Genomic DNA, 25,082 nt, shown 5'->3' with positions numbered 1-25,082 from the left:
GGAGTGGGTCGCGGCCGCCCCAAAGTACGCCCAGGCCACCCGCGTCGGGAAACGGGCTCGCGCATGCCGCCGCGCCGGGAACCGGGAGCGCGCGTGCCCACGTCACAGGGACGGCACCGACCACACGAACGGAGCATTGAACAGCGACTATCGCTTTAGGTGAATACCTGATCGCGGCACGTGATCGGCACCGGGGTAACGAATGGAGGGGTTTCCCCGATGCTCCGCCACCTGGGTGAGCGGCAGATTGCCTTCCGCAGCCGGACAGTCACTCGAAGGGGGCCGAACAGGTGACCATGATCATCGATTCCACCGATCAGCCCACCCGCGGCGCCGCGCGCCCCTCCTTCGTCACCCTGACCGAGCGGGTGCTCGCCGAGCTCGGCGAGCAGGACCGGGTCGTCCACCTGGGCGAGCAGTGGTGCACCATCACCCCTCCCGAGGCGAGCGTCCGCAGACAGGGCTGGAAGCTGCACCTCTCCGCGACGACGGCGCACGCCGAGCGCGTGCTGGAGCGGGCGGTGCGCGTGCTCGCGGAATTCCGGACCGCCTTCAAGTTCGCCGCGTCCCGCTCCGTGCTGCGCGAGCTCAACGGCCCCCGCTGCACGCGCGGCGGTGCGGGCAAGTTCATCACCGTCTACCCGGCCGACGACGCTCAGCTGCGCGTGCTCGCGCACCGGCTGCACCGCGCGACGGCGGGCCTGAACGGGCCGCGCATCCTCTCCGACCGGCCGTACCGCACGGGCAGCCTGGTGCACTGCCGCTACGGCTGCTTCCTGGCGAACCCGGTGCTCAGCCCGGACGGTGACTACCGGGACATGCTGCTGACCCCGGACGGCGGGACCGTCGAGGACCGGCGCGACCCCTGGTTCAGCGCTCCGGCGTGGGCGAGCTGGCCCTTCCCCGAGCCGAGGAAGAGCGCGCGCCGCACGGACTCCGGCGGCGTCCTGCTCGGTGGCCGCTTCCTCGCCGCCGAGGCGATCCGGCACGCGAACAAGGGCGGTGTCTACCGCGCGATCGACACCACGAACGGTGCGGCCGTCGTGGTCAAGCAGGCGCGGGCGCACGTGGGCGACGACGGCGCCGGCGGCGACGTCCGGGACATCCAGCGCCACGAGGCCGCGATGCTGCGCCGGTTCGAACCGCTCGGCCTGACCCCGCGCTTCGTCGCGGAGTTCTCCCAGGACGGCGACGACTTCCTGGCCCAGGAGCTCGTCGAGGGGCGGTCGCTGCGCCGCTGGCTCGCCGCGACGGGGACGCCGGGGCTCGGCTGGCCGAAGCTGCTCGCGGTGACCAGGGACCTGATGGCGCTGCTGGCCAGGGTGCACGCGGACGGGCTGGTGCTCGGGGACCTGACCCCCGGCAACGTCATGGTCCGCCCGGACGGCGGGCTGACCCTGATCGACGTGGAGCTGGCCGCCGAGGAGGGCGCGGCGCTGTCCGCGTCGGGCACGCCCGGCTACGCCCCCTACGAGCAGCTGGCCGGATCGCCGAGGACCGCGGCGGCCGACCGCTACGCGCTCGGGGCGGTGCTGGTGTTCCTGGCGACCGGGGCCGAGATTGTCCACAGTGGACAGATGGCGGAGCGGGTGCTCCAGCGCGAGCGGTGGCTGGACCTGGTCTGCGCGGAGGACTCCGTGCTCGGCAGGCTCCGGCCGCTGGTCGACGGGCTCCAGGACGCGGACCCGGACCGGCGCTGGACGCTGGAGCGGGCCGGGCAGTACCTGGACGCGGTGTCGGTGCGCGGGATCGTCACGCCGAGCGCCCCGCACGAGGACGGCGCCCCGAACACCGACACCTTGATCGCAGACGGCGTCGACCACCTCGTCGCCGCGATGCGGCCCACGGCGAAGACGCTCTGGCCGGTCGTCGACCCGCGCCAGGACGCGTGCTCCGCGTGGCCGGGGGCGGCGGGCGGGCTCGCCGCGGTGCTCGCCGCCGCGGCGGCGACCGGGGACCCGCGCCACCACGACGCGCTCCGCACAGGCGCGACGTGGCTGCTCGCCAAGATGCGCGCGGAGGCGGTGCCCACGCCGGGCCTGCTGCACGGGCGGGCCGGGACGCTCCTGGTGCTGCACCACGCCGGTCAGGTGCTCGGCGACTCCGGACTGTCCGACGAGGCGCTGGGGTGGGCGCACCGGATGCCCACGCGCTGGCCGAACCCCGGCCTCGCCAGCGGAACCGCCGGGGCGGGGCTCGCGATGTGCGCGCTCACGGTGGCCTCGGGCGATCCCGGGCTGCTCGGCCGGATCGAGCAGATCGCCGAACACCTGGCGCACGAGGCCCGGCTGGACGAGCGCGGCCTGACCTGGGAGCCCTCGAAGTCCTACGCCGCGCGGTCCGGGGGCGGTGCCGCCTACGGGCTCGCGCACGGCACGGCGGGCATCGCGACCTTCCTGCTCTCCGCGGCGGCGACGCTGGGCCGCGGTGACCTCCTGGAGCTGGCCGGGATCGCCGGGCGCACCATGGCGGGTGCCGCGGTGCAGGACGGCTCCGGTGTGCGCTGGCCGGATCACTCCGGGACGACCGGCCAGGCGAGCGACAGCTGGAGCGCGGGGACGGCCGGGGTCGGCTCGTTCCTGGTCCGGTTGTGGCGCGCGACCGGCGAGCGCGACTGGCTGGAACTGGCGGAGCGGGCGGCCCTGTCGGTGTGGCAGCGCCGCTGGGTGTCGGACCCGTCAGCCGCGCACGGGCTCGCGGGCTCCGGCGAGTTCCTGCTGGACCTGCACACCGCGACCGGTGAGCAGCGATATCGATTGTGGGCCGAGCGCCTCAGCCGCATCATCGGTGGACACGCGTACCGGCGGGACGGCCGCTGGCTCGTGCCGGGTGTGGGCTGGCGGCGCAACGACCTCTCACACGGCACAGGGACGGCGGGCAGCCTCGGCTTCCTGGTGCGCCTGCGCCACGGGGTCAGCGCCCCGTGGCTGCCACCGGGCGGACGCCCGCTCACGGCGGAGGCGCACGCCAGCCTCGTCTGAGGCACCTGTCACGAACCTCGCGGAAGGAGAACCCCATGGAACCGAACACCGACATCGACCGCCTGCAGGAACTGCCGGAGACCGAGCCCGAGCCCGAGACCACGACCGACCCCGGAGGCCCCGGCGATCCCGGCGTCGTCCGCCCCTACACCTCCGGAACGCTGTTCATCGGCGACCCGGAGCCGGAGGACATCGACGCGGAGTTCGTCGCCGAGTTCGGCGACGGCGCGCCGGCCCCGGAGGCCGACGAGACCGCCAAGGCCTGATCAGCACCCGGCTCGGGGGCGGGCGGAGGGGATTCGCCCACGGGGAGCCGGAAGCGGTGACGGCCTCGGGGGGTGCGCGGGGGCTCGGCGACAACGCCGGGCCCCCGCGCCCGTGTCCTGGTCCCGTTCAGGAGAGGTCGGCGAGCGCGGAGGAGATCGCGCGGTGGAAGGTCGGGTAGGCGTAGATCATCGAGGTCAGCCGGGAGACCGGGACCTCGCCGTGCACGGCGACGGCGAGCGCGCCGAGGATCTCGCCACCGGCGGGGCCCACGGCGGTGGCGCCGACGAGGACTCCGCGATCGGCGTCCTCGACGAGCTTGATCAGGCCCTCGTTGCCCACGGCGTGAATCCAGCCCCGTGACGAGGAGGCCAGGTCGGTGCTGCCCGTGCGCACGGAGAGGCCCCGCTCGCGGGCCTGCGCCTCGGTCAGGCCGACCGCGCCGACCTCGGGCTCGGTGAAGGTCACCCTGGGCATCGCGCGGTAGTCGGCCGGCGGTCCGTCGCGGCCGAGCACGTCGGCGATCACGATGTCCGCCTGGTACATCGAGGTGTGCGTGAAGGCGCCCTTGCCGGTGATGTCACCGACCGCCCAGACGCCCTCGGTGACACGCAACCGCTCGTCGACCTCCAGCAGCCGCGCCTTCTCGTCGACGCCGATCGCGCCGACGCCGAGCTTGGCCAGCTCGGTGCGCCTGCCGGTGGCGACGAGCAGCTTCTCGGCCGTCACGGTGCCGCCGCCCAGGTCGACGGTGAAGGTCGTCCCGTCGTGCGAGACCCCGGTGGCCCTGGCGCCGACGCGGACGGTCAGCCCCTCGGCCTCAAGGACCTTCGCGAGCAGCTCGCCCGCCTCCGGCTCCTCAAGGGCGAGCAGCCTGGGCTGGGCCTCGATCACCGTGACCTCGACACCGAAGCGCGCGAAGACCTGCGCGAACTCCACGCCGATGGCGCCGCCGCCGAGGATCGCCAGCGATCGGGGCAGCTCGGTGAGCTGGACCGCGTCGCGGTTGGTCCAGTACGGCGTGTCCGCGAGGCCGGGGATCGGCGGGACGGCGGGCTCGGTGCCCGTGTTGATCACGATGCCCTTGCGGGCGGACAACCGGTGCTCGGTGCCGTCCGAGCCGGTGACCAGCACTGTGCCTACGCTCGACCCCGCAAGCGGGTCTTCGGCGTCCGCGCCGGTCAGGGTGGCCTCCCCGCGCAGGAAGGTGCCACCGGTGTCGGTGAAGCGGCGGACCGCCACCTCGTCGTCCCAGTCGTCGGTCGCCTGCTCGCGCACGCGTTTGGCCACGAGCGACCAGTCACCGCGCACAGTGCTCTCACCTGCGAGTTCGGGTACGCGCCCGGCCTCGGCCAGCAGGCCGGCCGCGCGGACCATCATCTTCGTCGGCACGCAGCCGTAGTACGGGCACTCGCCGCCGACGAGGCGCCGGTCGACACCGACGACGCTCAGCCCGGCCTCGGCCAGCCCGCTCGCCACGTGCTCCCCGCCGGGACCCATCCCGATCACCACGACATCGACCTGTCCGGCCGGTCCTGCCGCCATCCGCGAGCCTCCTCGTCAGTGCCTTGTCCCTGGGCGTTGTCCCTGGTCCCGCCTCCACCTTCCAGCTTCCCGCAAGCGCGCCGCCAAGCGCTTGCCACCACGCTAGGCGCGCTCCGGCGTTCCCGCTGGGGCGCGCGGCCGTCGTCGCCGACAGTGTCCGGATGCGGTGCCCAAAGTCGTGTGGTAATAGCGTTGGGCGCAATGCGGAGTACCTGATGGAAACTCGGGGAATTGCGGATCGAACGACTCGATAAATGCTGCGTAACCGGCTCGTGACCTCGATGAATTCGCGGTTACGCCAAATAACAGCGCACCTCTCCCGAGTGAACGCGATCCGGCGATGCCACACCCTGATGATCACCTAGCGTGAGCGCGAGGGCTTGAGAGTGGTCACGGTCACGTCTCGTTCGTGGGCCGCCGCTAACGCCCCGGGCGTCTCGGAGCGACCAACGAGCGGAGCGCGGACGGCTTCCGGAGGACTCGTCCACGCTTGCCGGTGTGAAAACCCCCGGTTGAGGGAATCAGGGTGGTTCGGGATCGGCCGAAGTTAGGGACAACAGCCGCCGCCAGCCGGGACCGCACCACTTGAGTCCCGCTTGAGGATCGCTCAAATCAAGCTTGAGACGACCTCAAGATGCTGTCCTGCCCGTTGCACCAATTCGTTTTTCCCAGATAGCTTCCCGCTTCGATTCAGCCATTCGGGTTGGACCTCGCATGTCCAGCCGTTCTGCCAGGTTGTGTTGATCGACGGAGGCTCAATGGCCGCGGAAACGGTGAGGCGCGAGCTGATCATCGGGGTGACCCCCTTCGGTGAGCCGAACGCCCGCCTTGTCGCCGCGCTCTGCCGCGCGGGTGCGCTCGGGGTCCTGGACCTCGGGCGCGGTGACAGGCACGCGAGGCACGCGCTCGACCTGACGGCCCGCTGGGCGCAAGGCACCTTCGGCGTCCGCGTGGCCCCCGGCTGCGCCCTGCGCCCGCAGGACCTCCCCGCCGACCGCGTCGACACCGTGGTCCTCGCCGAGGGCTCCACCTGGAGCGTCGCCGAGGCCGGTCCCCGCGTCCTGGTCGAGGTCACCTCGCCGGAGCAGGCCCGCGCGGCCGTCGCGGCGGGCGCGCACGGACTGATCGCCCGCGGCCACGAGGCCGGTGGGCGGGTCGGTGAGCTGAGCTCCTTCGTCCTGCTCCAGAAGCTCGTCGCCGAGTTCGACGTGCCGGTGTGGGTCAACGGCGGCATCGGCCCGCGCACCGCGACGGCGGCTGTCGTCGGCGGCGCCGCCGGTGTGGTCCTGGACAGCCAGCTGGCCCTGCTCGCCGAGTCCGACCTCGCCGAGGAGGTCACCGCCGCGCTGAGCACCATGGACGGCTCGGAGACCGTGCTCGTCGGCGGGCACCGCGTGCTCCTGCGGCGCGGCCCCGGCGCCCCGTCCACCACTGATCTGACCGAGGTCGACGTGCTGGCCCGGCTCGGCGCGAAGGACCTGCGCGAGCAGCTGCTGCCGATCGGCCAGGACGGTTTCCTCGCCAAGCAGTTCGCCGACCGCTTCGGCTCGGCCGCGGCGTGCGTGCGCGGGCTGCGCGAGGAGCTGCTGGAGTCGCTGCGCTCGCACTCCGGTGCCGACGCGCTGCGCCCCGGCGCGCCGCTGGCCGCCTCGCTCGGCGTGGAGCTGCCGATCGCGCAGGGCCCGATGACCCGGGTCAGCGACCAGGCCGCCTTCGCCAAGGCCGTCGCCGAGGGTGGCGCGATGCCGTTCCTCGCGCTGGCGCTGGCGGGCAAGAGCCAGACCCGCGCACTGCTGGAGCAGACCCGCGACCTGCTGGGCGAGCGCCCGTGGGGCGTCGGCGTGCTCGGGTTCGCGCCGGAGGACGTGCGCGCCGGGCAGCTGGAGGTCATCCAGGAGATCAAGCCCGCGTGCGCGATCATCGCGGGCGGTCGCCCCGCGCAGGCGAACGCGTTGGAGGACAACGGGATCGCCGCGCTGCTGCACGTGCCCTCGCCCGGGCTGCTCAAGCAGTTCCTGGACGCGGGCGCGCGCCGGTTCATCTTCGAGGGCTCCGAGTGCGGCGGCCATGTCGGCCCGCGCTCCAGTTTCCCGTTGTGGGAAGCCCAGATCTCCGTGCTGCTGGAGTATCTGTCCACTAAGGATGGTCAGGGCATCCAGGTCCTCTTTGCTGGCGGTGTGCACGACGCGCGCTCCGCCGCGATGGTCACCGCCATGGCCGCCCCGCTGACCGAGCGCGGCGTGGCCGTCGGCGTGCTGATGGGCACCGCCTACCTCTTCACCGAGGAGGCCGTGGCCGCAGGCGCCGTTCAACCCGCGTTCCAGCGCCAGGTGATCGCCGCCGAGCGCACCGAGCTGCTGGAGACCGCGCCCGGCCACGCGACCCGCTGCGTCACCTCGCCGTTCGCCGAGGAGTTCCTGGCGATCAAGGAGGAGCTGCGCACCAGCGGCGTTCCGGACCGTGAGGCGTGGGAGAAGCTGGAGCAGCTCAACGTCGGCCGTCTGCGCATCGCCAGCAAGGGCGTGACCCGCGACGGCGACAAGCTCGTCGATGTCGCCGAGGCGGGGCAGCTCGCGGACGGCATGTTCATGGCCGGTCAGGTCGCGGTGCTGCGCTCCTCCGTCACCACCGTCGCCGACCTGCACGCCTCGGTCAGCACCGGCGCCGCCGAGCACCTGACCGCGCGCCTGGACGAGCTGGCCGCGCTCAGCGGGCGGGAGAAGGCCGAGGTGCCCGCGCCGCCGCCGGTGGACGTGGCGATCGTCGGCATGGCGTGCATGTTCCCCGGCGCGGCCGACCTGCCGACCTACTGGGCCAACGTGGTCGGCGGCCGGGACGCGGTGACCGAGGTGCCGGGCAGCCGCTGGGACCACGAGACCTACTACTCGCCCGAGGCGACCGGTCGCAGCGCGGGCGAGAAGACCCCGTCGAAGTGGGGCGGCTTCCTGCCGGAGATCCCCTTCGACCCGCTGAGCTACGGCATCCCCCCGGCATCGCTGGCCGCGATCGAGCCCGTGCAGCTGCTCGCCCTCGAGGCCGCGCAGCGCTCGCTGGTCGACGCGGGCTACGCCACGGGCCGGGCCTTCGACCGCTCGCGCGTCGGCGTGGTGTTCGGCGCTGAGGCGGGCTCCGACCTGTCGAACGCGTCCTCGCTGCGCGCGGTGCTGCCGGGCTACATCGGCGAGCTCCCGGCGGCGCTGGACGAGCAGCTGCCGAAGCTGACCGAGGACTCCTTCCCCGGCATGCTGGCCAACGTCATCTCCGGCCGCATCGCCAACCGCCTCGACCTGGGCGGCGCCAACTACACCGTCGACGCGGCGTGCGCGTCCTCGCTGGCGGCGCTGGACGTGGCGTGCAAGGAGCTGGTCAGCGGCGCGGCCGACATGATGCTCTGCGGCGGCGCGGACCTGCACAACGGCATCAACGACTACCTGCTGTTCTCCTCGGTGCACGCGCTCTCGCCCACCGGGCAGTGCCGCACCTTCGACGGCAGCGCGGACGGCATCGCGCTCGGCGAGGGCGTCGCGTGCGTCGCGCTGAAGCGCCTTGAGGACGCCGAGCGCGACGGCGACCGGGTCTACGGCGTGATCAAGGGCGTCGGCGCGGCCAGTGACGGCAAGTCGCTCGGCCTCACCGCCCCGCGCCCGGAGGGCCAGCGCAACGCCTTGGAGCGGGCCTACGCCAACGCGCGGATCTCTCCCGCCGAGGTCGGCCTGGTCGAGGCGCACGGCACCGGCACCGTCGTCGGCGACCGCACCGAGCTGGGCACGCTGACCAAGATGTTCGCCGAGCACGGCGCCCAGCCCGGCAGCTGCACGGTCGGCTCGGTGAAGTCGCAGATCGGGCACACCAAGTGCGCGGCGGGCCTGGCCGGTCTGATCAAGGCCGCGCTCGCACTGCACACCGGCATCAAGCCGCCGACGCTGCACGTGTCGGAGCCGAACGCCGCGTGGCAGCCGGACAGCAGCCCGTTCACCTTCACCTCGGCCGCGCTGCCGTGGGCCGAGGAGCCCGCCGAGCGCGTCGCCGGTGTGAGCGCCTTCGGCTTCGGCGGCACCAACTTCCACGTGGTGCTGCGCGGCTACGACGGCGGTCCGGCCCCGCGCCACGTCGGCGACGAGTGGCCCGCCGAGCTGTTCACCTTCCGCGGCGCGGACCTCAAGACCGCGGGCAAGCACGTCGAGCAGACTCTGGAACTGTTGCGCAGCAACGACTCCAGCGGTCGGCCGTGGCGGCTGCGGGACATCGCCCGCACCGTGGCGCGCCGCTCCGACGCGCGTTCCGAGGCCGTGCAGATCGCGGTCGTGGCAACGGATCTGGACGAGCTGGCGCAGCTGCTGCGCTCCGCGCTCGCTGGTGAGACGCCGCGCGGCGTGCACCTGGCTTCGGTCTCCCCCGAGGTCGGCGGCAAGGTCGCGTTCCTCTTCCCCGGTCAGGGCAGCCAGAAGCCGGGCATGCTGGCCGACCTGTTCGTGGCCTTCCCCGAGGTGCACCACCTGCTGCACGAGGGCCGCAAGTGGGCCTCGACGATCTTCCCGCCCACCGCCTTCGACGAGCAGAGCGCCAAGGACCAGGACGCGCGGCTGCGCGACACCCGCGTCGCCCAGCCCGCGCTGGGCATCGCCGGGCTGGCCGTGCACGAGCTGCTGAGCCGCTTGGACGTGCGCCCCGACATGGTCGCCGGGCACAGCTACGGCGAGCTGATCGCGTTGGCGGCTGCGGGTTCCCTGGACTCCGCGACGCTGCTGCGGCTGAGCGAGGCGCGCGCGGACTCGATCCTCGGCGCCACCGGGGACGACCCCGGCGCGATGGCCGCGGTGAAGGGCGGGATCGAGCGCGTCACCGAGGTTCTGCGCGAGGCCGGGCTGGCCGACGAGGTCGTCGCGGCCAACCACAACTCACCCGAGCAGCTGGTGATCTCCGGGCCGACCGCGGCGATCGAGGCGGCCGTGGTGGCGCTCAAGGCCGCCAAGCTCGGCCCGAAGAAGCTGAACGTGGCGTGCGCCTTCCACAGCCCGCTGGTCAGCGGCGCCACCGAGACCTTCGGCGCGGTGCTGGCCGACGCCGACGTGCGCGCCCCCGAGCTGCCGGTCTACGCCAACCGCACGGCGGCGGTCTACACGGAGGACGTTCGTGCCGAGCTGGCCGCGCAGGTCGGCGCCCCGGTGCGCTTCGTCGAGCAGATCGAGGCGATGTACGCCGACGGCGCGCGGATCTTCGTGGAGGCCGGGCCGGGCAAGGTGCTCAGCAACCTGGTGAAGGCGATCCTGGGCGACCGGCCGCACCTGACCGTGGGCTGCGAGGGCCGTCCCGGGCACGGGCTGGCCGGGCTGCTCACCGCCGCCGCCACGCTCGCGGTGTCCGGGGTCGGCGTGCGCACCGGCTGGCTGTTCGCCGGGCGCGACGCCAAGGACCTGACCAACGCCAAGCCGCCCAAGCGCGCGGGCTGGACCATCGACGGCCACGTCGTGCGGACCGCCACCGGCGACTTCCTGCCCAACGGCCTCGCGCCCGCCCGACGTGTGGAGATCACCACCATGACGACCCCAGGCGGTTCCCCGCAGCCCGGCACCAACCGCGACGCCATGGTCAACCAGTTCCTCCAGGCCAGCCGCGAGATGGTGCAGGCGCAGCGCGACGTGCTGCTGACCTACCTCGGCTCGGCGCCGGAGGTGCAGTACTCGATCCCGGCGGTCGCCGCCCCGCTCGCGCCCGTCCAGCAGCACTACGCGGCGCCCGCGCCCGCTCCGGCTGTCGTTGAGGCCGCGCCGGTTCCCGCTCCGTCCACTGTGGACGTCCTGGGCACGGTGCTGGAGATCATCAGCGAGCGCACCGGCTACCCCCTGGACATGATCGAGCCCGACCTCGACCTTGAGGCTGACCTCTCGATCGACTCCATCAAGCGGACTGAGATCGCCGGGGAACTCGCTTCCAGGATCGGCGCCGCAGACACGCAGCTGGCCGACGAGCAGCTTGAGGAGCTGGCCAAGGCGCGCACCGCGCAGGCGATCTCCGACTGGCTGAGCAGCAAGGTGGGCACGACCGCTCCCGCGCCCGTCGTGGCAGCTGCGCCCGTTCAGTCCACTGTGGACATCCTCGGCACGGTGCTGGAAATCATCAGCGAGCGCACCGGCTACCCCCTGGACATGATCGAGCCCGACCTCGACCTTGAGGCCGATCTGTCGATCGACTCCATCAAGCGGACTGAGATCGCCGGGGAACTCGCTTCCAGGATCGGCGCCGCAGACACGCAGCTGGCCGACGAGCAGCTGGAAGAGCTGGCCAAGGCCCGCACCGCCCAGGCGATCGCTGACTGGCTCGGCGGGCACACGGGTTCCGCCGCTCCGGCGACGGCTGCGGCTGCGGCCAAGGTCGAAGAGCCGATGAACCCGGGCATCGCGCCGAAGCGACTGGTCATGGCGCCCACCGCGCTGACCGCGATCTCCCTCGACGGCGCCGGGAAGGCGTTGGGCGGCAAGAAGTTCCTGCTCTTCGGCACCGGCGCGGTGGGCGCCGAGGTCGCGGCGCTGCTCAGCGGACTCGGCGCCACGGTGTCCACTTCGGACACTCCGCGTCCGCTGGCCAACACCGACGGCGACGTGGACGGCGTCCTGCACCTCGACGGCTGGGACGAGGCCGACGAGCCAGTGCTGCCGGAAACCTTCCCCTCGTTCAAGTCGGCGCTGACCTCCGGGCTGAGCTGGCTGGTCTCGGTCAGCCCGACCGGGGGCGGCACCTCCGTTCCCGAGCTGACCCACGGGCGCGCGGCCGGTCTGCGGGGCTTCTTCCGCACCGTGCAGCGCGAGTACCCGGACACCGTCGCCCGACTCATCGAGGTCGACCACACCGCTGAGGCGGCCGTCGTCGCCAAGCTGGTGCTGGCCGAGCTTCTGTCCACTGAGGACGCTCCGGTCGTGCTGGCCACCCCGGACTCCCGGCACGGCCTGGTGATGACCGAGCTGCCGCTGACGCTGGGCAGCACGGGTGCCGGTCCCGCCGGTGACGGTGCGGCCGAGGCGCAGGCGATCGGCCTTGACCGCGACTCCGTGGTGCTGCTGATCGGTGGCGCTCGTGGGATCACCGCGCAGTTCGCCGCGACCGTGGCTTCGGCCAGCGGCTGCCGGATCGAACTGGTCGGGCGCACCGCCGCCGCGACCGAGGACGAGGACCCCAAGACCGCGGCGGCCACCGACAAGACCGCGCTGCGCAAGGCGCTCATCGAGCTGGGGCACCGCTCCCCCGCCGAGATCGAGAAGCTGAGCAAGAAGATCCTGGCCCAGCGCGAGGTCTCCGCGACCGTGGAGCAGCTGCGCGGGCTCGGCAGCCAGGTCCGCTACCACAGCCTGGACGTCCGCGACCACGACGCGCTGCGCCAGTTGGTCAAGGAGATCCACACCGAGCACGGCCGGATCGACGGCGTGGTCTACGCGGCGGGCGTGATCGAGGACAAGCTGTTGGCGGAGAAGGACGTCGAGTCCTTCCACCGGGTGTTCACCACCAAGGTCGGCGGCGCCCGCGCGCTGCTGGGCGCGCTGGAGGAACTGCCGACCGGGCCGGGCTTCGTGACCCTGTTCGGCAGCATCGCCGCCGTGCTGGGCAACCGGGGCCAGTCCGACTACTCCTCGGCCAACGACGCGCTGGAGGCGATCGGCGCGGGCTGGGCGAGCCGCACCGGCAACCGCGCGGTGACCGTCCACTGGGGACCGTGGGCGCCGAGCGCGCAGCACGGCGGCATGGTGACCGTTGAGCTGCAACAGGAGTACGCGCGCCGGGGGATCTCGCTGATCGACCCGGAGGAGGGCACGATGTCGCTCCTGCGCGAACTGGCCTTCGGAGCACCCGACTTGCGAGCCGTCGTCTACACCGCCTCCGGCTGGTGATGGGCTAAAAGCATGCAGATCGCGATCACAGGAATGTCCGTGCTTCTCCCGGGCGCTCCTGACCTGGAGAGCTATTGGCGCAACCTCGTCGACGGGGTTGACGCGATCACCGAGGTGCCCGAAGGGCGTTGGGACGCGGAGTTCTACAAGCCGTCCTCGGCGACCGGGAAGGCCGAGGCGGATGAGATCTACTGCCGTCGCGGTGGTTTCGTCGACGCCTACGCCGAGGTGGACCCGACGCGGTTCGGCATCATGCCCAACTCCGTGGCGGGCACCGAGCCGGACCAGCTGATCGCGCTGCGCGTGGCGGCCGCCGCCATCGCCGACGCCGGTGGTGACGCGAAACTGCCCGCCAGGGACCGGATCGGCGTCGTGCTCGGCCGGGGCGGCTACCTCACGCCCGGCCTGGTGCGGCTGGAGCAGCGGGTGCGGACGGCGCACCAGCTCGTGCGCACGCTGGCCGAGCTGATGCCGGATCTTCCCGCCGAGAAGCTGGAGTCGGTGCGTGCGGCGTTCACCGAGCAGCTCGGCCCGCACCAGCCGGAGTCCGCGATCGGCCTGGTGCCCAACCTCGCCGCTTCGCGGATCGCCAACCGGCTCGACCTGCGCGGCCCGGCCTACACGGTGGACGCTGCTTGCGCCTCCTCACTGATCGCGGTGGACCAGGCCGTCAACGAGCTGGCCGCCGGGCGCTGCGACGTGATGCTGGCGGGCGGTGTGCACCACTGCCACGACGTCACGTTCTGGAGCGTTTTCTCGCAGCTGCGCGCGCTGTCGGCCAACCAGAGCATCCGCCCGTTCAGCAAGGACGCCGACGGCATCCTGATCGGCGAGGGCACCGGCGTCGTGGTGCTCAAGCGCCTTGAGGACGCCCAGCGCGACGGCGACCGGGTGTACGCGGTCATTCGCGGGACGGGGGTCGCCAGCGACGGCAAGGCGGCCAGCCTGTTCAACCCGGAGCCGGACGGCCAGGTGCTCGCGCTCCAGCGGGCGTGGGGCGCCGCCGGGCTCGACCCGACCGCGCCGGACGCCATCGGCCTGTTGGAGGCGCACGGCACCGCGACCCCCGCCGGTGACGCCGCCGAACTCGACACTCTTCGCCGGATCTTCGGCGCCGCTGGGGATTCCGAGGACTTCCCGGTGATCGGCTCGGTCAAGTCGATGATTGGGCACACCATGCCCGCCGCCGGGATCGCCGGGCTGGTCAAGGCCGCGCTCGCGGTGCACCGGGGGGTGCTGCTGCCGACGCTGCACTGCGAGGAGCCGCACCCCGCGCTCGCCGAGACCCGGTTCCGGCCGATCTCCACCGCACGCCCGTGGGAGACCGCTGAGGGCACTCCGCGCCGCGCCGCCGTCAACGCCTTCGGTTTCGGCGGGATCAACGCTCACGTGGTCATCGAGCAGGCGTCCACTGTGGACACTCCTGTCTCGGTCTCCGAGCCCGAGCTGGTGCTGCGGCTCAGCGCTTCCTCGCCCGCCGAGATGGCGAAGCTGCTCGAAGCCGACGACGCCGAACTGCGCGCGATGTCCATCTCCGATGGGTCCGCTTTGGACACCAGGCTGGGCATCGTCGGGCCGACCGCGCGCAAGCTCACCCTGGCCCGCAAGGTCGCAGCGAAGGCGGTGTCCTGGCGCGGCCGCAACGACGTCTGGTTCAGCCCCTCGCCGCTGCTGGGCGCGCCGAACGCGAAGATCGCCTTCGTCTTCCCGGGTCTGGAAGCCGACTTCGAGCCGAAGATGGACGACGTGGCGGCGCACTTCGGTCTGCCGAAGCGCGAGCTGTCCGGTGACACCGTTGGCGCGCACGGAGAAGCGGTTTTCAGCATGGGCCGCATGCTCGACACCGTGTTGCGGCGCAGCGGGATCACGCCGAACGGCTTCGCCGGGCACAGCGTCGGCGAGTGGACCGCGATGGTGGCCGCCGGGATCTACTCCGACTCCGAGATCGACGGCTTCCTGCAGAACTACGACCCTGACGCGCTGAAGGTGCCCGGCGTGGCCTTCGCCGCGTTGGGCTGCGGTGTCGACCGGATCGCCGAAGCGCTGCTCGCGCGCCCGGAACTCGTGCTCTCCCACGACAACGCGCCCAACCAGTGCATGGTGTGCGGCCCGGTCGAGGTGGTCGAGGACCTGGTCCGCGAGATGCGCGGGAAGAACGTGCTCGGCCAGCTCCTGCCGTTCCAGTCCGGCTTCCACACGCCGATGCTGGAGCCGTTCATGGAGCCGATCCACACCGCCGTGAACGAGCTGACGATCCACCCGGCCACGCTGCCGATCTGGTCGGCCACCACGGCTTCTCCTTACCCCACAACGGAGTCCGGTGTCCGCGAGCTGTTCGTCCGACACCTGCTGGAGCCGGTCAGGTTCCGCCAGCTGATCGAGGCGATGTACGCCGACGGCTACCGCGTCTTCGTGCAGACCGGCACCGGCCAGCTCGCCTCGCTGATCAGCGACACGCTGCGCGGCCAGGAACACCTCGCCGTGGTGGGCAACGCGGGCAACCGCTCCGGCATGGAGCAGCTGCGCCGCGTCGCCACCGCGCTGTGGGTGGAGGGCGGCACGCCGTCACAGGACCTCTTCGGGGAGCCCGCTCCGGCGCCCGCGCCCGTGAAGAAGGCCAACCGGCCGCCGATGCGCCTGGACCTCAACGGCGCTCTGGTGTCCCTCAACGGTTCCGTTCCGCCGCTGAGCGTGAGCAGGCCGGTCGCCGCCGACGCTGGCGCGCTGGGCAAACTGGGCAACCAGTTCCCGCTCGCCGCGCAGCTCGAAGACCTGCTGCGCGAGACCGCTGACACCGCCGCCGCCGTGATCGGCGCCGCCGGAAGCGCACCTGCTCCGGCTCCGGTCAGAACCGTTGCGGCGCCTCGGGAACTGCACGAGAAGATGGCGGTCAACACCACGGCGATGCCGTACCTGTTGGACCACTGCTTCTTCCGCCAGCGCGCGGACTGGCCGGACGAGACCGACCGCTGGCCGATCGTGCCCGCGACCACGTTGGTGCAGCACATGATGGACGCGGCCGAGCGCAGCGCTCCCGGCCAGCGCGCGGTCACGCTGCACGACGTCAAGTTCAACCGCTGGATGGTCTCCGCCCCCGGCATCGAGGTCGACGTCAACGTTGTTCCTGTTGCGCCGCACCGGGTCGAGGTGTCCATCACGGGCTACTGCCAGGCGACGGTCGAACTGGCCCCGGGCTACCCGGCCAAGGCGCCCGCGCTGTGGCCGCCGTTCGCGGGCGAGCAGACTCCAGAACTGCCCGGCGAGGGGCTCTACACCCAGCGCTGGATGTTCCACGGCCCGCAGTTCCAGGGCGTGACCGCGCTGTCCGGGGTCAGCGAGAACCACGTGCGCGGCACCATCACCACGCCCGCCGCTCCGGGCGCGCTGCTGGACAACGTCGGCCAGATCCTCGGCTACTGGATCATGTCGCGCTTCACCGACAAGAAGGTCGTCTTCCCGGTCGGCATGCGCTCCATCCAGTTCTTCGGCCCGCACCCGGCCGCCGGGGTCCCGCTGGAGTGCGTGATCGCGCTGCGCGGGGTCACCGACACGTTGCTGGAAGCGGACATGCAGCTGCTGCTGCCCGACGGCACTCTGTGGGCGCACATCGACAGCTGGGTGGACCGGCGCTTCGACAGCAACCCCAAGACCGAGCCCGTCGAGCGCTTCCCGGAGCGCAACACGATCTCCGCGCGCCAGGACGGCGGCTGGTTCCTGCTGCACGAGCTGTGGCCGGACCTCGCCTCCCGCGACCTGATCATGCGCAACCACCTCTCCGCCGTGGAGCGCGAGGACTACGAGAAGCGCTCGCCGAGGACGCGGCGGCAGTGGCTGCTCGGCCGGATCGTCGCCAAGGACGCTGTGCGCCAAGCACTGTGGGCCGCGGCCGGTCCCCCGCTGTTCCCCGGCGAGGTCCGCGTGGCCAACGAGCCCACCGGCAGGCCGGTCGTGACCGGCAGGCACGGCACCGAGTTCACCGACACCGACGTCTCGATCGCGCACTGCCGCGAAGTCGGGGTCGCGATCACCCGCCCGGTCTCGGAGCGGGAGGTCCCCGGCATCCCGGGGATCGGCATCGACGTGGAGGAGGTCGTCGAGCGCGACGACACCACCGTCGAGTTCGCACTGTCCACAGTGGAACTGGAGACGCTCGACGCGCTCGTCGCGAGCACGGGCGAGTCCAGGGCGCTGTGGTTCACCCGGTTCTTCACTGCCAAGGAGGCCGTCTCCAAGGCCGAGGGAACCGGATTGCAAGGAGCACCGAAGAACTTCGTCGTCGAGCAGGCCACAGGCGTCCAGCTCGTCGTCAGCGTCGGAGAACGGCGCTACCTGGTGCACAGCACCGAGGCGGGCAACGCCGAAGGACTACCGGCACGGCATTACGTGGTGGCCTGGACGACGGGCCCCGCGCACGAGGAGGAAACCCTGTGACGACGACCCCTGATCTGTCGGCACCCGAGGTGGTGCTCGCGGACATCAGCGAGATGGTCCGCGAGGTGCTCGGCGAGTACGGCCTCGACGACGCGGTGATCGAGATGGACACCAAGTTCCACCAGGACCTTGAGCTGGAGAGCATCGACCTCGTCGCGCTGTCCGGTCAGCTGGAGCAGCACTACGACGGCCGGGTCAACTTCGCGGAGTTCATCGCGGACCTGGAGCTGGACGAGATCATCGAGCTGACCGTCGGGCGGCTCGTCGACTTCGTGGTGTCCTGCCTCGCCTCGGACAAGGGGGAATGACCGTGGCGATGATCGAGGCGAACGGCATCCGGCTGCACGTGCAGCGCATGGCCGCCAAGAACGTCCACCCCGACGGCACCCCGACCGTGGTGTTCATCCACGGGCTCGGCACGGACAGCCTGGCGAGCTTCTACTTCACCCTCGCCGCCCCGGTTTCCGCCGCCGGCATGGAGGTGCTGGCCTTCGACCTGCGCGGACACGGCCGCAGCGGGCGCCCGGAGCGCGGCTACCAGATCGGCGACTTCGTCGGCGACCTGCACGCGATGCTGGAGCAGATGGACGTCCAGGGCCCGGTCCACCTGGTGGGCAACAGCTTCGGCGGCACGGTGGCCTTCAGCTACGCCGTGGCGCACCCGGAGCGCGTGGCCAGCATCGTGATGATCGAGTCCGAGCCCGCCACCCCGGCGTGGTCGGCCAAGCTCGGCGGTCTGCTCGGCCGCGCGGCGGAGCAGCTGCGCTACGAGGAGGCCTTCGCCTGGATCACCGAGAACCAGGGCGCGCACACCTCGCGGCTGGCGAAGGCGGCCAGCAACGCGCTGTGCAACACCAGCATGGCCACCGACATCCCGGCCAGCCACGTGCACACCGCCGAGGAGATCGAGTCGGTCACCTGCCCGGTCCTGGCGATCTTCGGCAGCGAGTCCGACCTCGCCGTGCAGGCGCAGGTGATGGAGACCCGGCTGGAGCGCTGCCGTTCGGTGATCGTCGGCGGGCACGAGCACTCCGTCCTGGTCGAGGCGCCCAAGACCGTGCGCGACCTGCTGCTGCCGTGGGTCGCCGAGCACGAGGGCCTTCGCGTGCTGGAGGGCACTCCCGCGTGATAGCGCAGTGCCGGACAGCGTCGTCCTCGAAGGTGTTGTGAGATGAGCCGTTTCCTGTTCGTCGTGCCGCCACTGGTCGGCCACACCAATCCCACGATCGGTGTGGCCGCGCAGCTCGTCGAACGCGGCCACGAGGTGGCGTGGGCGGGGCACGAGGAGTTCCTCCGCCACCTGGTCGGCCCGCGAGCCGCAGTGCTGCACTGCGACGGCCCCGTGCTCGGGCCCGAAGGGGCGAAGCGCCCGCCGGAGATGCGCGGTCCCGCCGCGCTGAAGTTCCTGTGGGAGAACTTCCTCGCGCCACTGGCCAGGGGCATGGTCCCCGGAGTGCGCGCGGCCTGCGCCGAGTTCCGCCCGGACGTCCTCGTCGTCGACCAGCAGGCCATCGCGGGCGCGATCGTGGCCAACTCACTCGGCCTGCCCTGGGCCACCTCCGCGACGACCTCGGCGGAGTTCACCGACCCGTTGGCCACCATGCCGAAGGTCGAGGAGTGGCTCCGGGAGTTGTTGCAGGGCCTGCAAACCGAGTTCGGTGACCCCCGTCTCGACGTGGATCTCCGTTTTTCCCCACACCTGACTCTGGCCTTCACCACCCGCGCGCTGATCGGTGAGACCGCCCACGAGAACGTGCGCTTCGTCGGGCCGTCCATCACCGAGCGCCAGGACGGCGACGACTTCCCCGACTCCGAGCTGGACGACTCGCGCGCCAAGGTGTTGCTGACCCTGGGCACCGCGAACGCCGACGCCGGGGAGCGCTTCCTGCGCGAGGCCGTCACCGCGCTCATCGACCGTGCCGACCGGGTGCAGGCGATCATCGCCGACCCGGCCGGTGTGCTGACCGAGCACCCCGGCGGCGGCGCGATCGTCGCGCCCAGGGTGCCCGTGCTGCGACTGCTGGACCGACTCGACGCGGTGATCTGCCACGCCGGGCACAACACCGTGTGCGAAACGCTCTGGCACGGGCTGCCGCTCGTGGTCGCGCCCATCCGCGACGACCAGCCGATCGTCGCGCAGCAGGTGGTCGACAGCGGAGCGGGAGTCCGGGTGCGCTTCAACCGGGCCACCGCCGAGCAGATCGGCAAGGCCGTCGACACCGCGCTCTCCAATGGGGACGTCCGGGCCGCGGCAGAACGGGTGCGGGACTCCTTCCGTGCGGCCGGTGGGGCGGCGGGCGCGGCGAAGCACCTCGAGCTCCTGGCGCACGACGCCACCGCCACCGCACTCGCGGGCACAGGAGGGACCACAGCGTGACCGCAGGAAAGTCTTCTCGTCGCCGTTCCGGGAAGTGGGTGCGGCGCACCATCCAGGCCGGGCTCATCGCCGGGCTCGTGCTGGACACCGCGCAGCTGCGCCGCAGGCTCGCCGGGCTGCGCACGCTGCCCGACCGGCCGGAGCCCGGCCAGGACCGCTTCCGCGTGCTGGAGGCCGAGGACGTCCGCGTCGACCGCGCGACCCTGGCCGCCGCCCGCGCGCACGCCCAGGCCGAAGGACTGTCCACTTTGGACCTCGTGCCGCGTGACCTCCCGGTGGCGCAGGCGCTGGACCTGTTGCGCGCGGTGGACCCGACGACCTACCGCACCGACCGCCAGGCACCGGGACGCGGCGCGCTGCACGCGACGCTCGCCGACGACGGGGTGCTGCGCGCGGCCGGGATTCCCACCGACAACGGGCACCCGAGCGCTCCGGAGCTGGCCGAGGCCATCGCCCAGCTGAAGCTGCACGCGCCCGGCAGCACCGACCTCATCGTCGCGCCCCGGCTGACCAGCGCGCCCGACGTCGCCGCCAAGGACGCCGAAGTGCTCGCGTCGATGCACGGCGAGAACACCGTGGGCGCCCTGCTGCCCCAGCTGGCGTGGCTGTCCACGCTCGCCGCGAGCACGCTGGTGAACCCCGCGTGGGCGCTCGCCGCGATCGGCGCGTGGTCCGCTCAGCCGCTGATCGTGTTCTACGGCAGCAAGAACATGCGCCCCGCCGACCTGCTCTCCTACAGCGCCACCCGCGCGGTGAAGGAGCCCAAGCGCCTGCTCGCCGCGCTGGCCGCCGCGCAGTCCCGCACCGTCGAGCACGTGGACCCGGTGCAGGAACGCCGCCCCGCCTACCAGGCCGAGCTGGCCAAGGGCACCGAGCGCTTCTTCGGCGAGCGCCGCGAGGACTGCCCGTGGTGCTCCTCGACCCGCTTGGAGGTCCGGCTGCGCACGCGGGACCTGTTGCAGCGCAAGCCAGGCACGTTCGTGCTCGACCAGTGCCAGGACTGCGCGCACATCTTCCAGAACCCGCAGCTCACCCCGGCGGGCCTGGACTTCTACTACCGCGACTTCTACGACGGCCTCGGCGAGAAGAAGCTCGACTCGCTGTTCAAGGCGCGCGGTGTGATGTACCGGCCGCGCGCGGAGTCGATGAAGAGCTTCGCCCAGCCCGAGTCCTGGCTCGACGTCGGCACCGGCCACGGCCACTTCTGCAACGCCGCGCGCGAGGTGTGGCCGCAGACCACCTTCGACGGCCTCGACATCACCGACGGCATCAAGCTCGCCGAGCACCGCGGCTGGATCGACCGCGGCTACCGGGGCAGCTTCGTGGACCTCGCGCCGTCCATGGCCGAGAACTACGACGTGGTCAGCATGTTCCACTACATGGAGCACAGCCTCGACCCCAAGCTGGAGCTGGAGGCCGCGCGCACCGCGCTGCGCTCCGGCGGGCACCTGGTCATCGAGGTCCCCGACCCCGAGGCGCGCTGGGCCAAGCTGCTCGGCAAGTGGTGGCTGCCGTGGCTCCAGCCGCAGCACCTGAACTTCGTGTCCATCGGCAACCTCCGGCGGCAGTTGGAGACCATGGGCTTCACCGTCGTCCTCGAACAGCGCGCCGAGGCCCACGAGCCCATCGACCTGCTGTCCGCGGCGTGGACGCGGCTCAGCAACCTCGCGGCCGGCGGTGAGGACCTGCCCTGGCGCCCCACCAAGCCCGAGCCCTCCGCCAAGGCCGTCCGCGCCGCCACCCTCGCCGTCGGCACCCCCGTCCTGCTCGCCGCGAGCCTCGCCGACGGAGCACTCCGCCCCTTCGCCGCGCGCCTCGGCCTCACCAACGCCTACCGCGTCATCGCCCGCAAGTCCTAACCCGCGTTGAAGCCCCGAACGACCCGTTCAGTGCGTTGGAGGCACTGAACGGGTCGTTCAGGTACTTGAGCGCACCAAAGGAGGCGTTCGCGGGGGTGGCCCACGGGTGCGCGCGGGGCGGGGCGGAGTGCGAGTCGGGGCAGTGAACGCGTGGGTAGGATGGTCGGTCGTGCTCAAGAGGCTGTGGTGGAAAGCGGTAGTCGGGCGACACGCTCCACAGTGGACGACGGTCGCGCCGGAGAAGACGGTACTGGCGGTGGTGCACAACGTCACCGCTGCCACGCGGCTGCTCGACGTGCTGCCGCTGGTGGCTGACGACCACCGGGTGCGCGTGGTCTGGACGTGCACGGGGTCCTCACCCTTCTCGCCGGGCACCGAGGAGTGGTTGCGAGAGCACGGGATGGACGTCATCCCGTGGCGCCAAGCGCTCAGGACCCGGTTCGACGCGGCGATCTCGGCGAGCTACGGCGGAAAACTGCACGCCATCAAAGCACCCCTCGTCGTCGTCCCGCACGGAATGGGGTACAATAAATACTCGCCCGGAAATCGGAAATCGGAAATCGGAAATCGGAAATCGGTTTTCGGTTTGTCGGTGCGGTGGCTGTTCCGCTGGGGCAGGCTCATTCCCTCGCTCATCGTCCTCTCGCACCACGAGCAGCTCGACCGGTTGCGTGCGGCAAGTCCCACGGCAGCCGATATCGCTGTAGTAGCGGGAGATCCGTGCTTCGACCGGATGCTCGCCGGGCTGCCGCTGCGTGAGACCTACCGCGCGGCGTTCGGGGCCGCGCCGGGGCAACGACTGGTGCTGATCTCCTCGACGTGGGGCAAGGATTCCCTTTACGGCCAGAATCCCGACCTGCCTCGCCTGCTCGCCCACGGGCTCCCACAGGACGAGTACAAGTTCGTCATCGCGTTGCACCCCAACGTCTGGACCGCCCATCAGAGCTGGCAGGTCGAGCGGTGGCTGGCGCGCTCCGGGGTCGCGCTCGTGCCGCCGGAGGACGGCTGGCGGGCCGCCGCCATCGCAGCGGATCTCGTCATCGGCGACCACGGATCGGTCCCGTTCTACGCCGCCGCACTGGGAACCCCGTTGCTGCTGGCCACGAAGCAGCACGACCAGGTCGATCCCGCGTCACCGGTCGGGCTCCTCAACGCGGCGGCCCCCCTGCTCGACCTCGACCGCGATCTGCTGGAGCAGGTCGCACCGATCCCCCGGACGATCACCGACCTGACCACCTCAATCCCCGGCGACTCCGCGAAGCTGTTGCGCACAGCCATCTACGCCATCATGAACCTCGGCGAACCCGCCACGCCCGCCGAGCACCGAGCCGTACCCATCCCGACCGTGACCACCCGAAAGGAAGCGCAGCTCGTCAGGGCGACCCTCACCGATTCCACAGTGGACATCACGCGGTGGACAGCGGAACTCCTGCGTGACAACGCGGCACCGCCGGACACGCATCTGCTCAGCGGAACCGACGAGTCGAAGCACAACTGGCTCGAACTGGCCGAAGTCCTTGTGCACGAACAGGTCGGTGCACCGGAGAGCTGGATCGAGACCACGCTCAAGGCGCTCCCGGGCTGCCTCATCGCCGCTATGCCCACCACCAGCGGCTGGCTCATCGGCGACCGAGACGGAAACCGGGCACGGTGCGTCGGCGAAGACGGTCGAGCGATCGCATCGGCGCTCTACGCGTGGACGATGACCGGGCGCCCGTGGTCGGATCTGCCCAGCCCGCTGACCGTCAACACCGGACCGATCAGTTCATTGTGGACAGTTGAGCCCGGATAGCGTCCGCGCGGCCGCTCAACCACAGTCGCTCGAACAGCTCCAGCGCCTCGGCGTAGAAAGCACGGGCCTCATCACCGGTCGACAGGTCTCCCACAGCCTCAAGGGCGAGGGCGACGTCGAACGGCCGATCCTGCTCACGCATGACCGCGAGCGCCTGGTCCAGCGCGGCGCGGTCATGCAGGGTCTTGCCGCGCCACGTGAGCACCTTCGCGAGGTTGTACGGCTCGTTCAGCTCGCGGAAGGTCCGCGCGGCGAGGTCGAACAGCTCAGCGGACGGAGCGACCTTGCCGAAGTGCAAGCGCGCCAAAGCGATCCGTCGCTTGTCGCCGATCTCCAACGCGAGAGCGAGGTTGCGGGACAGCGCGTCGAACGCCTCCTCAGCGCGCTCAAGATCGAGCAGCACCAGACCCAGGGCCTCAAGCGCGGTCGCGGCAACCTCGCGATCACCGGCCCCGAGGGAAGCCGCTTCGCGCAACGTGTCCACGGCGCAGTCCAACCGTCCACTGTGGCGCTCAGCGAAGGCGCGCTGCGTCAACAGCACACTCTCCACTTCGGACAGTCCGAGTGAACGAGCTGCCGGAATGCCGATCTCGTGCGTGGCAAGGAGATCATCGACGTACTTGCCCGGCTCATGCAACGACCACAACAGCAGACAGAGCTGCACGGCCACCAATAGCTCGCCCGTGTCACCGGCGACGCGCACGGCGGCGGTGAGGTTGGCGCGCTCCTTCTCCAGCCAGTCGCGCGAATCCTCCTGCGACGCCCCGATGACCAGATCCGGGAAGAACTTCGCCCGCCAAGGCCGGTTCGCCATCACGTACGCGTCCGCCGCGGCCGCCTCGGCGACGAACCACCGAAGCATCCGAGCGCGCTCACCGGAGTCCTTCGCCAACCCGCGAGCATGCGCCCTCACCAGGCCGTGCACCACGAGTCGCTCCGGCTCGACGGACTCCACGACCCGCCGCACCAGCAGCTCGCGGAGCCCTTCGCTCACCACGTCCGGATTCACGGCGGCGGTGAGCGCACCAACGGACACATCCCCATCGCCAGGATGCAGGCCGATCAGCTCGTACACCGTCCGCCCCGCCGCACTGAGCCTGCGATAGGCCGCGTCGAAGACCACCGCGACGGACTCGTTCACGTCCTGGTCGAACTCGTGCAGCAGCGAGCTGATCCGCATCTGCGGCAGGTCGGCGAGCAGAGCGCCGACCACGGACAGCGCGATGGGGAGCCCACCGCAGAGCTTCAGCAGCGCTTCACCCGCCTCGGGCTCGGCAAGGACGCGATCTCCCGCGTACTCCTTCAGCAGCACGAGTGCCATCTCGTCCTCGAGCGGCGCGACGTCGATCAGGTCGGCGCCCTCCCGCTTCAGGCTGCCGAAAGACCCGTGCCCGGTGACGACGACGAACGCGCGCTCCGAGCCCGGCAACAGCGCGCGGACCTGCGCGGGCGTCACGGCGTCGTCGAGGAACACCTGGATCGCCTTGTCCCAGCACAACGAGCGGTACAACGCCGCGCGGGTCTCCAGGTCGGACGGCTGCTCCGCACGAGGCACCCCGAGCGCCGCCAGGAAGTCGCCGAGGACGTCGCTGGCGGAGCGGGGGCGCTCGGTCCAGCCGCCTAGGTTCGCGTAGAGCTGGCCGTCCGGGTAGTCGGAGGAGCGCCCGTGCAGGAAGTGGTTGCCGACCGAGGACTTGCCGCTGCCGCGCATCCCGAGCAGGACCTTGAGGGAACCGTCCCCGGCCAGCCGGTCGAGCACGCGGCGCTGGTTGACCAGCTTCTTCAGCCGGGGCGGCAGCTGGTGCGGCTCGGCCGTCTTCCGCCCGTGCGAGTGGAAGTGGACGCCGCCGTGGATCTGCCCGGCCTGCACCACGTTCTCCGCGCTGCCGTCAAAGCGGTTCTCGCTCACTGGCTTTCCCCCGGCCGTTCGCGACAAGATCGACCTGGCGAAGC

At 71.6% G+C, this 25,082-nt stretch carries 11 protein-coding genes; 9 read left to right on the top strand and 2 right to left on the bottom strand.

The window, feature by feature from the left end:
• Nucleotides 1-296: 296 nt before the first annotated feature.
• On the top strand, nt 297-2,981 hold the full coding sequence (lanL, locus tag CCN37_RS30660) for a class IV lanthionine synthetase LanL (RefSeq protein ID WP_086827527.1): 2,685 nt from the start codon (nt 297-299) through the stop codon (nt 2,979-2,981).
• 35 nt (nt 2,982-3,016) lie between these two features.
• Nucleotides 3,017-3,247 carry a hypothetical protein gene (locus CCN37_RS30655; protein ID WP_086827525.1) on the top strand — a complete coding sequence of 77 codons (231 nt, stop codon included), beginning with the start codon at nt 3,017-3,019 and terminating at the stop codon, nt 3,245-3,247.
• Nucleotides 3,248-3,374: 127 nt separating this feature from the next.
• Here the strand turns inward: CCN37_RS30655 and CCN37_RS30650 are convergent, their stop codons facing one another.
• Nucleotides 3,375-4,790, bottom strand: coding sequence for an NAD(P)/FAD-dependent oxidoreductase (locus CCN37_RS30650; RefSeq protein ID WP_086827523.1), 1,416 nt, complete (start codon nt 4,788-4,790; stop codon nt 3,375-3,377).
• Between the two features lie 758 nt (nt 4,791-5,548).
• On the opposite strand from CCN37_RS30650, the gene CCN37_RS30645 reads away from it, so the two are divergent.
• The 7 genes from CCN37_RS30645 (at nt 5,549) to CCN37_RS30615 (ending at nt 23,129) form a co-directional block, all read left to right on the top strand.
• The gene (locus CCN37_RS30645) at nt 5,549-12,670 is read left to right on the top strand and encodes a type I polyketide synthase (RefSeq protein ID WP_086827521.1); all 7,122 of its coding nucleotides are present in this window, start codon (nt 5,549-5,551) and stop codon (nt 12,668-12,670) included.
• A gap of 12 nt (nt 12,671-12,682) precedes the next feature.
• Nucleotides 12,683-17,101, top strand: a complete 4,419-nt coding sequence (locus tag CCN37_RS30640) for a type I polyketide synthase (RefSeq protein WP_086827519.1) — start codon at nt 12,683-12,685, stop codon at nt 17,099-17,101.
• 53 nt (nt 17,102-17,154) lie between these two features.
• The gene (locus tag CCN37_RS30635) at nt 17,155-17,409 is read left to right on the top strand and encodes an acyl carrier protein (RefSeq protein WP_086827554.1); all 255 of its coding nucleotides are present in this window, start codon (nt 17,155-17,157) and stop codon (nt 17,407-17,409) included.
• A complete protein-coding gene (locus tag CCN37_RS30630; protein WP_246843402.1) occupies nt 17,406-18,230 on the top strand; it encodes an alpha/beta fold hydrolase in 825 nt (274 codons plus the stop codon). Before CCN37_RS30635 ends, CCN37_RS30630 begins: the two co-directional genes overlap by 4 nt.
• 42 nt (nt 18,231-18,272) lie before the next feature.
• Nucleotides 18,273-19,478, top strand: a complete 1,206-nt coding sequence (locus CCN37_RS30625; RefSeq protein ID WP_086827517.1) for a glycosyltransferase — start codon at nt 18,273-18,275, stop codon at nt 19,476-19,478.
• Nucleotides 19,475-21,337 (top strand): class I SAM-dependent methyltransferase, encoded by a 1,863-nt coding sequence (locus CCN37_RS41715; RefSeq protein ID WP_246843401.1) that lies wholly within the window; start codon nt 19,475-19,477, stop codon nt 21,335-21,337. Before CCN37_RS30625 ends, CCN37_RS41715 begins: the two co-directional genes overlap by 4 nt.
• A 169-nt stretch (nt 21,338-21,506) precedes the next feature.
• Nucleotides 21,507-23,129: a hypothetical protein gene (locus CCN37_RS30615; RefSeq protein WP_143261875.1), complete on the top strand. Its 1,623-nt coding sequence runs from the start codon at nt 21,507-21,509 to the stop codon at nt 23,127-23,129.
• Here CCN37_RS30615 and CCN37_RS30610 read toward each other — a convergent pair.
• Nucleotides 23,098-25,038 carry a tetratricopeptide repeat protein gene (locus tag CCN37_RS30610; RefSeq protein ID WP_086827513.1) on the bottom strand — a complete coding sequence of 647 codons (1,941 nt, stop codon included), beginning with the start codon at nt 25,036-25,038 and terminating at the stop codon, nt 23,098-23,100. The two genes, CCN37_RS30615 and CCN37_RS30610, sit on opposite strands and share 32 nt — an antisense overlap.
• Between the last annotated feature and the right edge of the window lie 44 nt (nt 25,039-25,082).

This window comes from Allokutzneria sp. NRRL B-24872, from assembly GCF_002155965.1.
In the GTDB taxonomy this organism is placed as follows: domain Bacteria; phylum Actinomycetota; class Actinomycetes; order Mycobacteriales; family Pseudonocardiaceae; genus Allokutzneria.
This window is presented reverse-complemented; position numbering and strand designations above follow the sequence as displayed.

Bases quoted from the DNA above. Each gene is read 5' to 3' on its own strand.
- CCN37_RS30640 (WP_086827519.1), top strand. From the start codon at position 12,683: ATGCAGATCGCGATCACAGGAATGTCCGTGCTTCTCCCGGGCGCTCCT.
- CCN37_RS30630 (WP_246843402.1), top strand. From the start codon at position 17,406: ATGACCGTGGCGATGATCGAGGCGAACGGCATCCGGCTGCACGTGCAG.
- CCN37_RS30645 (WP_086827521.1), top strand. From the start codon at position 5,549: ATGGCCGCGGAAACGGTGAGGCGCGAGCTGATCATCGGGGTGACCCCC.
- CCN37_RS30650 (WP_086827523.1), bottom strand. From the start codon at position 4,790: ATGGCGGCAGGACCGGCCGGACAGGTCGATGTCGTGGTGATCGGGATG.
- lanL (WP_086827527.1), top strand. From the start codon at position 297: ATGATCATCGATTCCACCGATCAGCCCACCCGCGGCGCCGCGCGCCCC.
- CCN37_RS30655 (WP_086827525.1), top strand. From the start codon at position 3,017: ATGGAACCGAACACCGACATCGACCGCCTGCAGGAACTGCCGGAGACC.
- CCN37_RS30635 (WP_086827554.1), top strand. From the start codon at position 17,155: ATGGTCCGCGAGGTGCTCGGCGAGTACGGCCTCGACGACGCGGTGATC.
- CCN37_RS30625 (WP_086827517.1), top strand. From the start codon at position 18,273: ATGAGCCGTTTCCTGTTCGTCGTGCCGCCACTGGTCGGCCACACCAAT.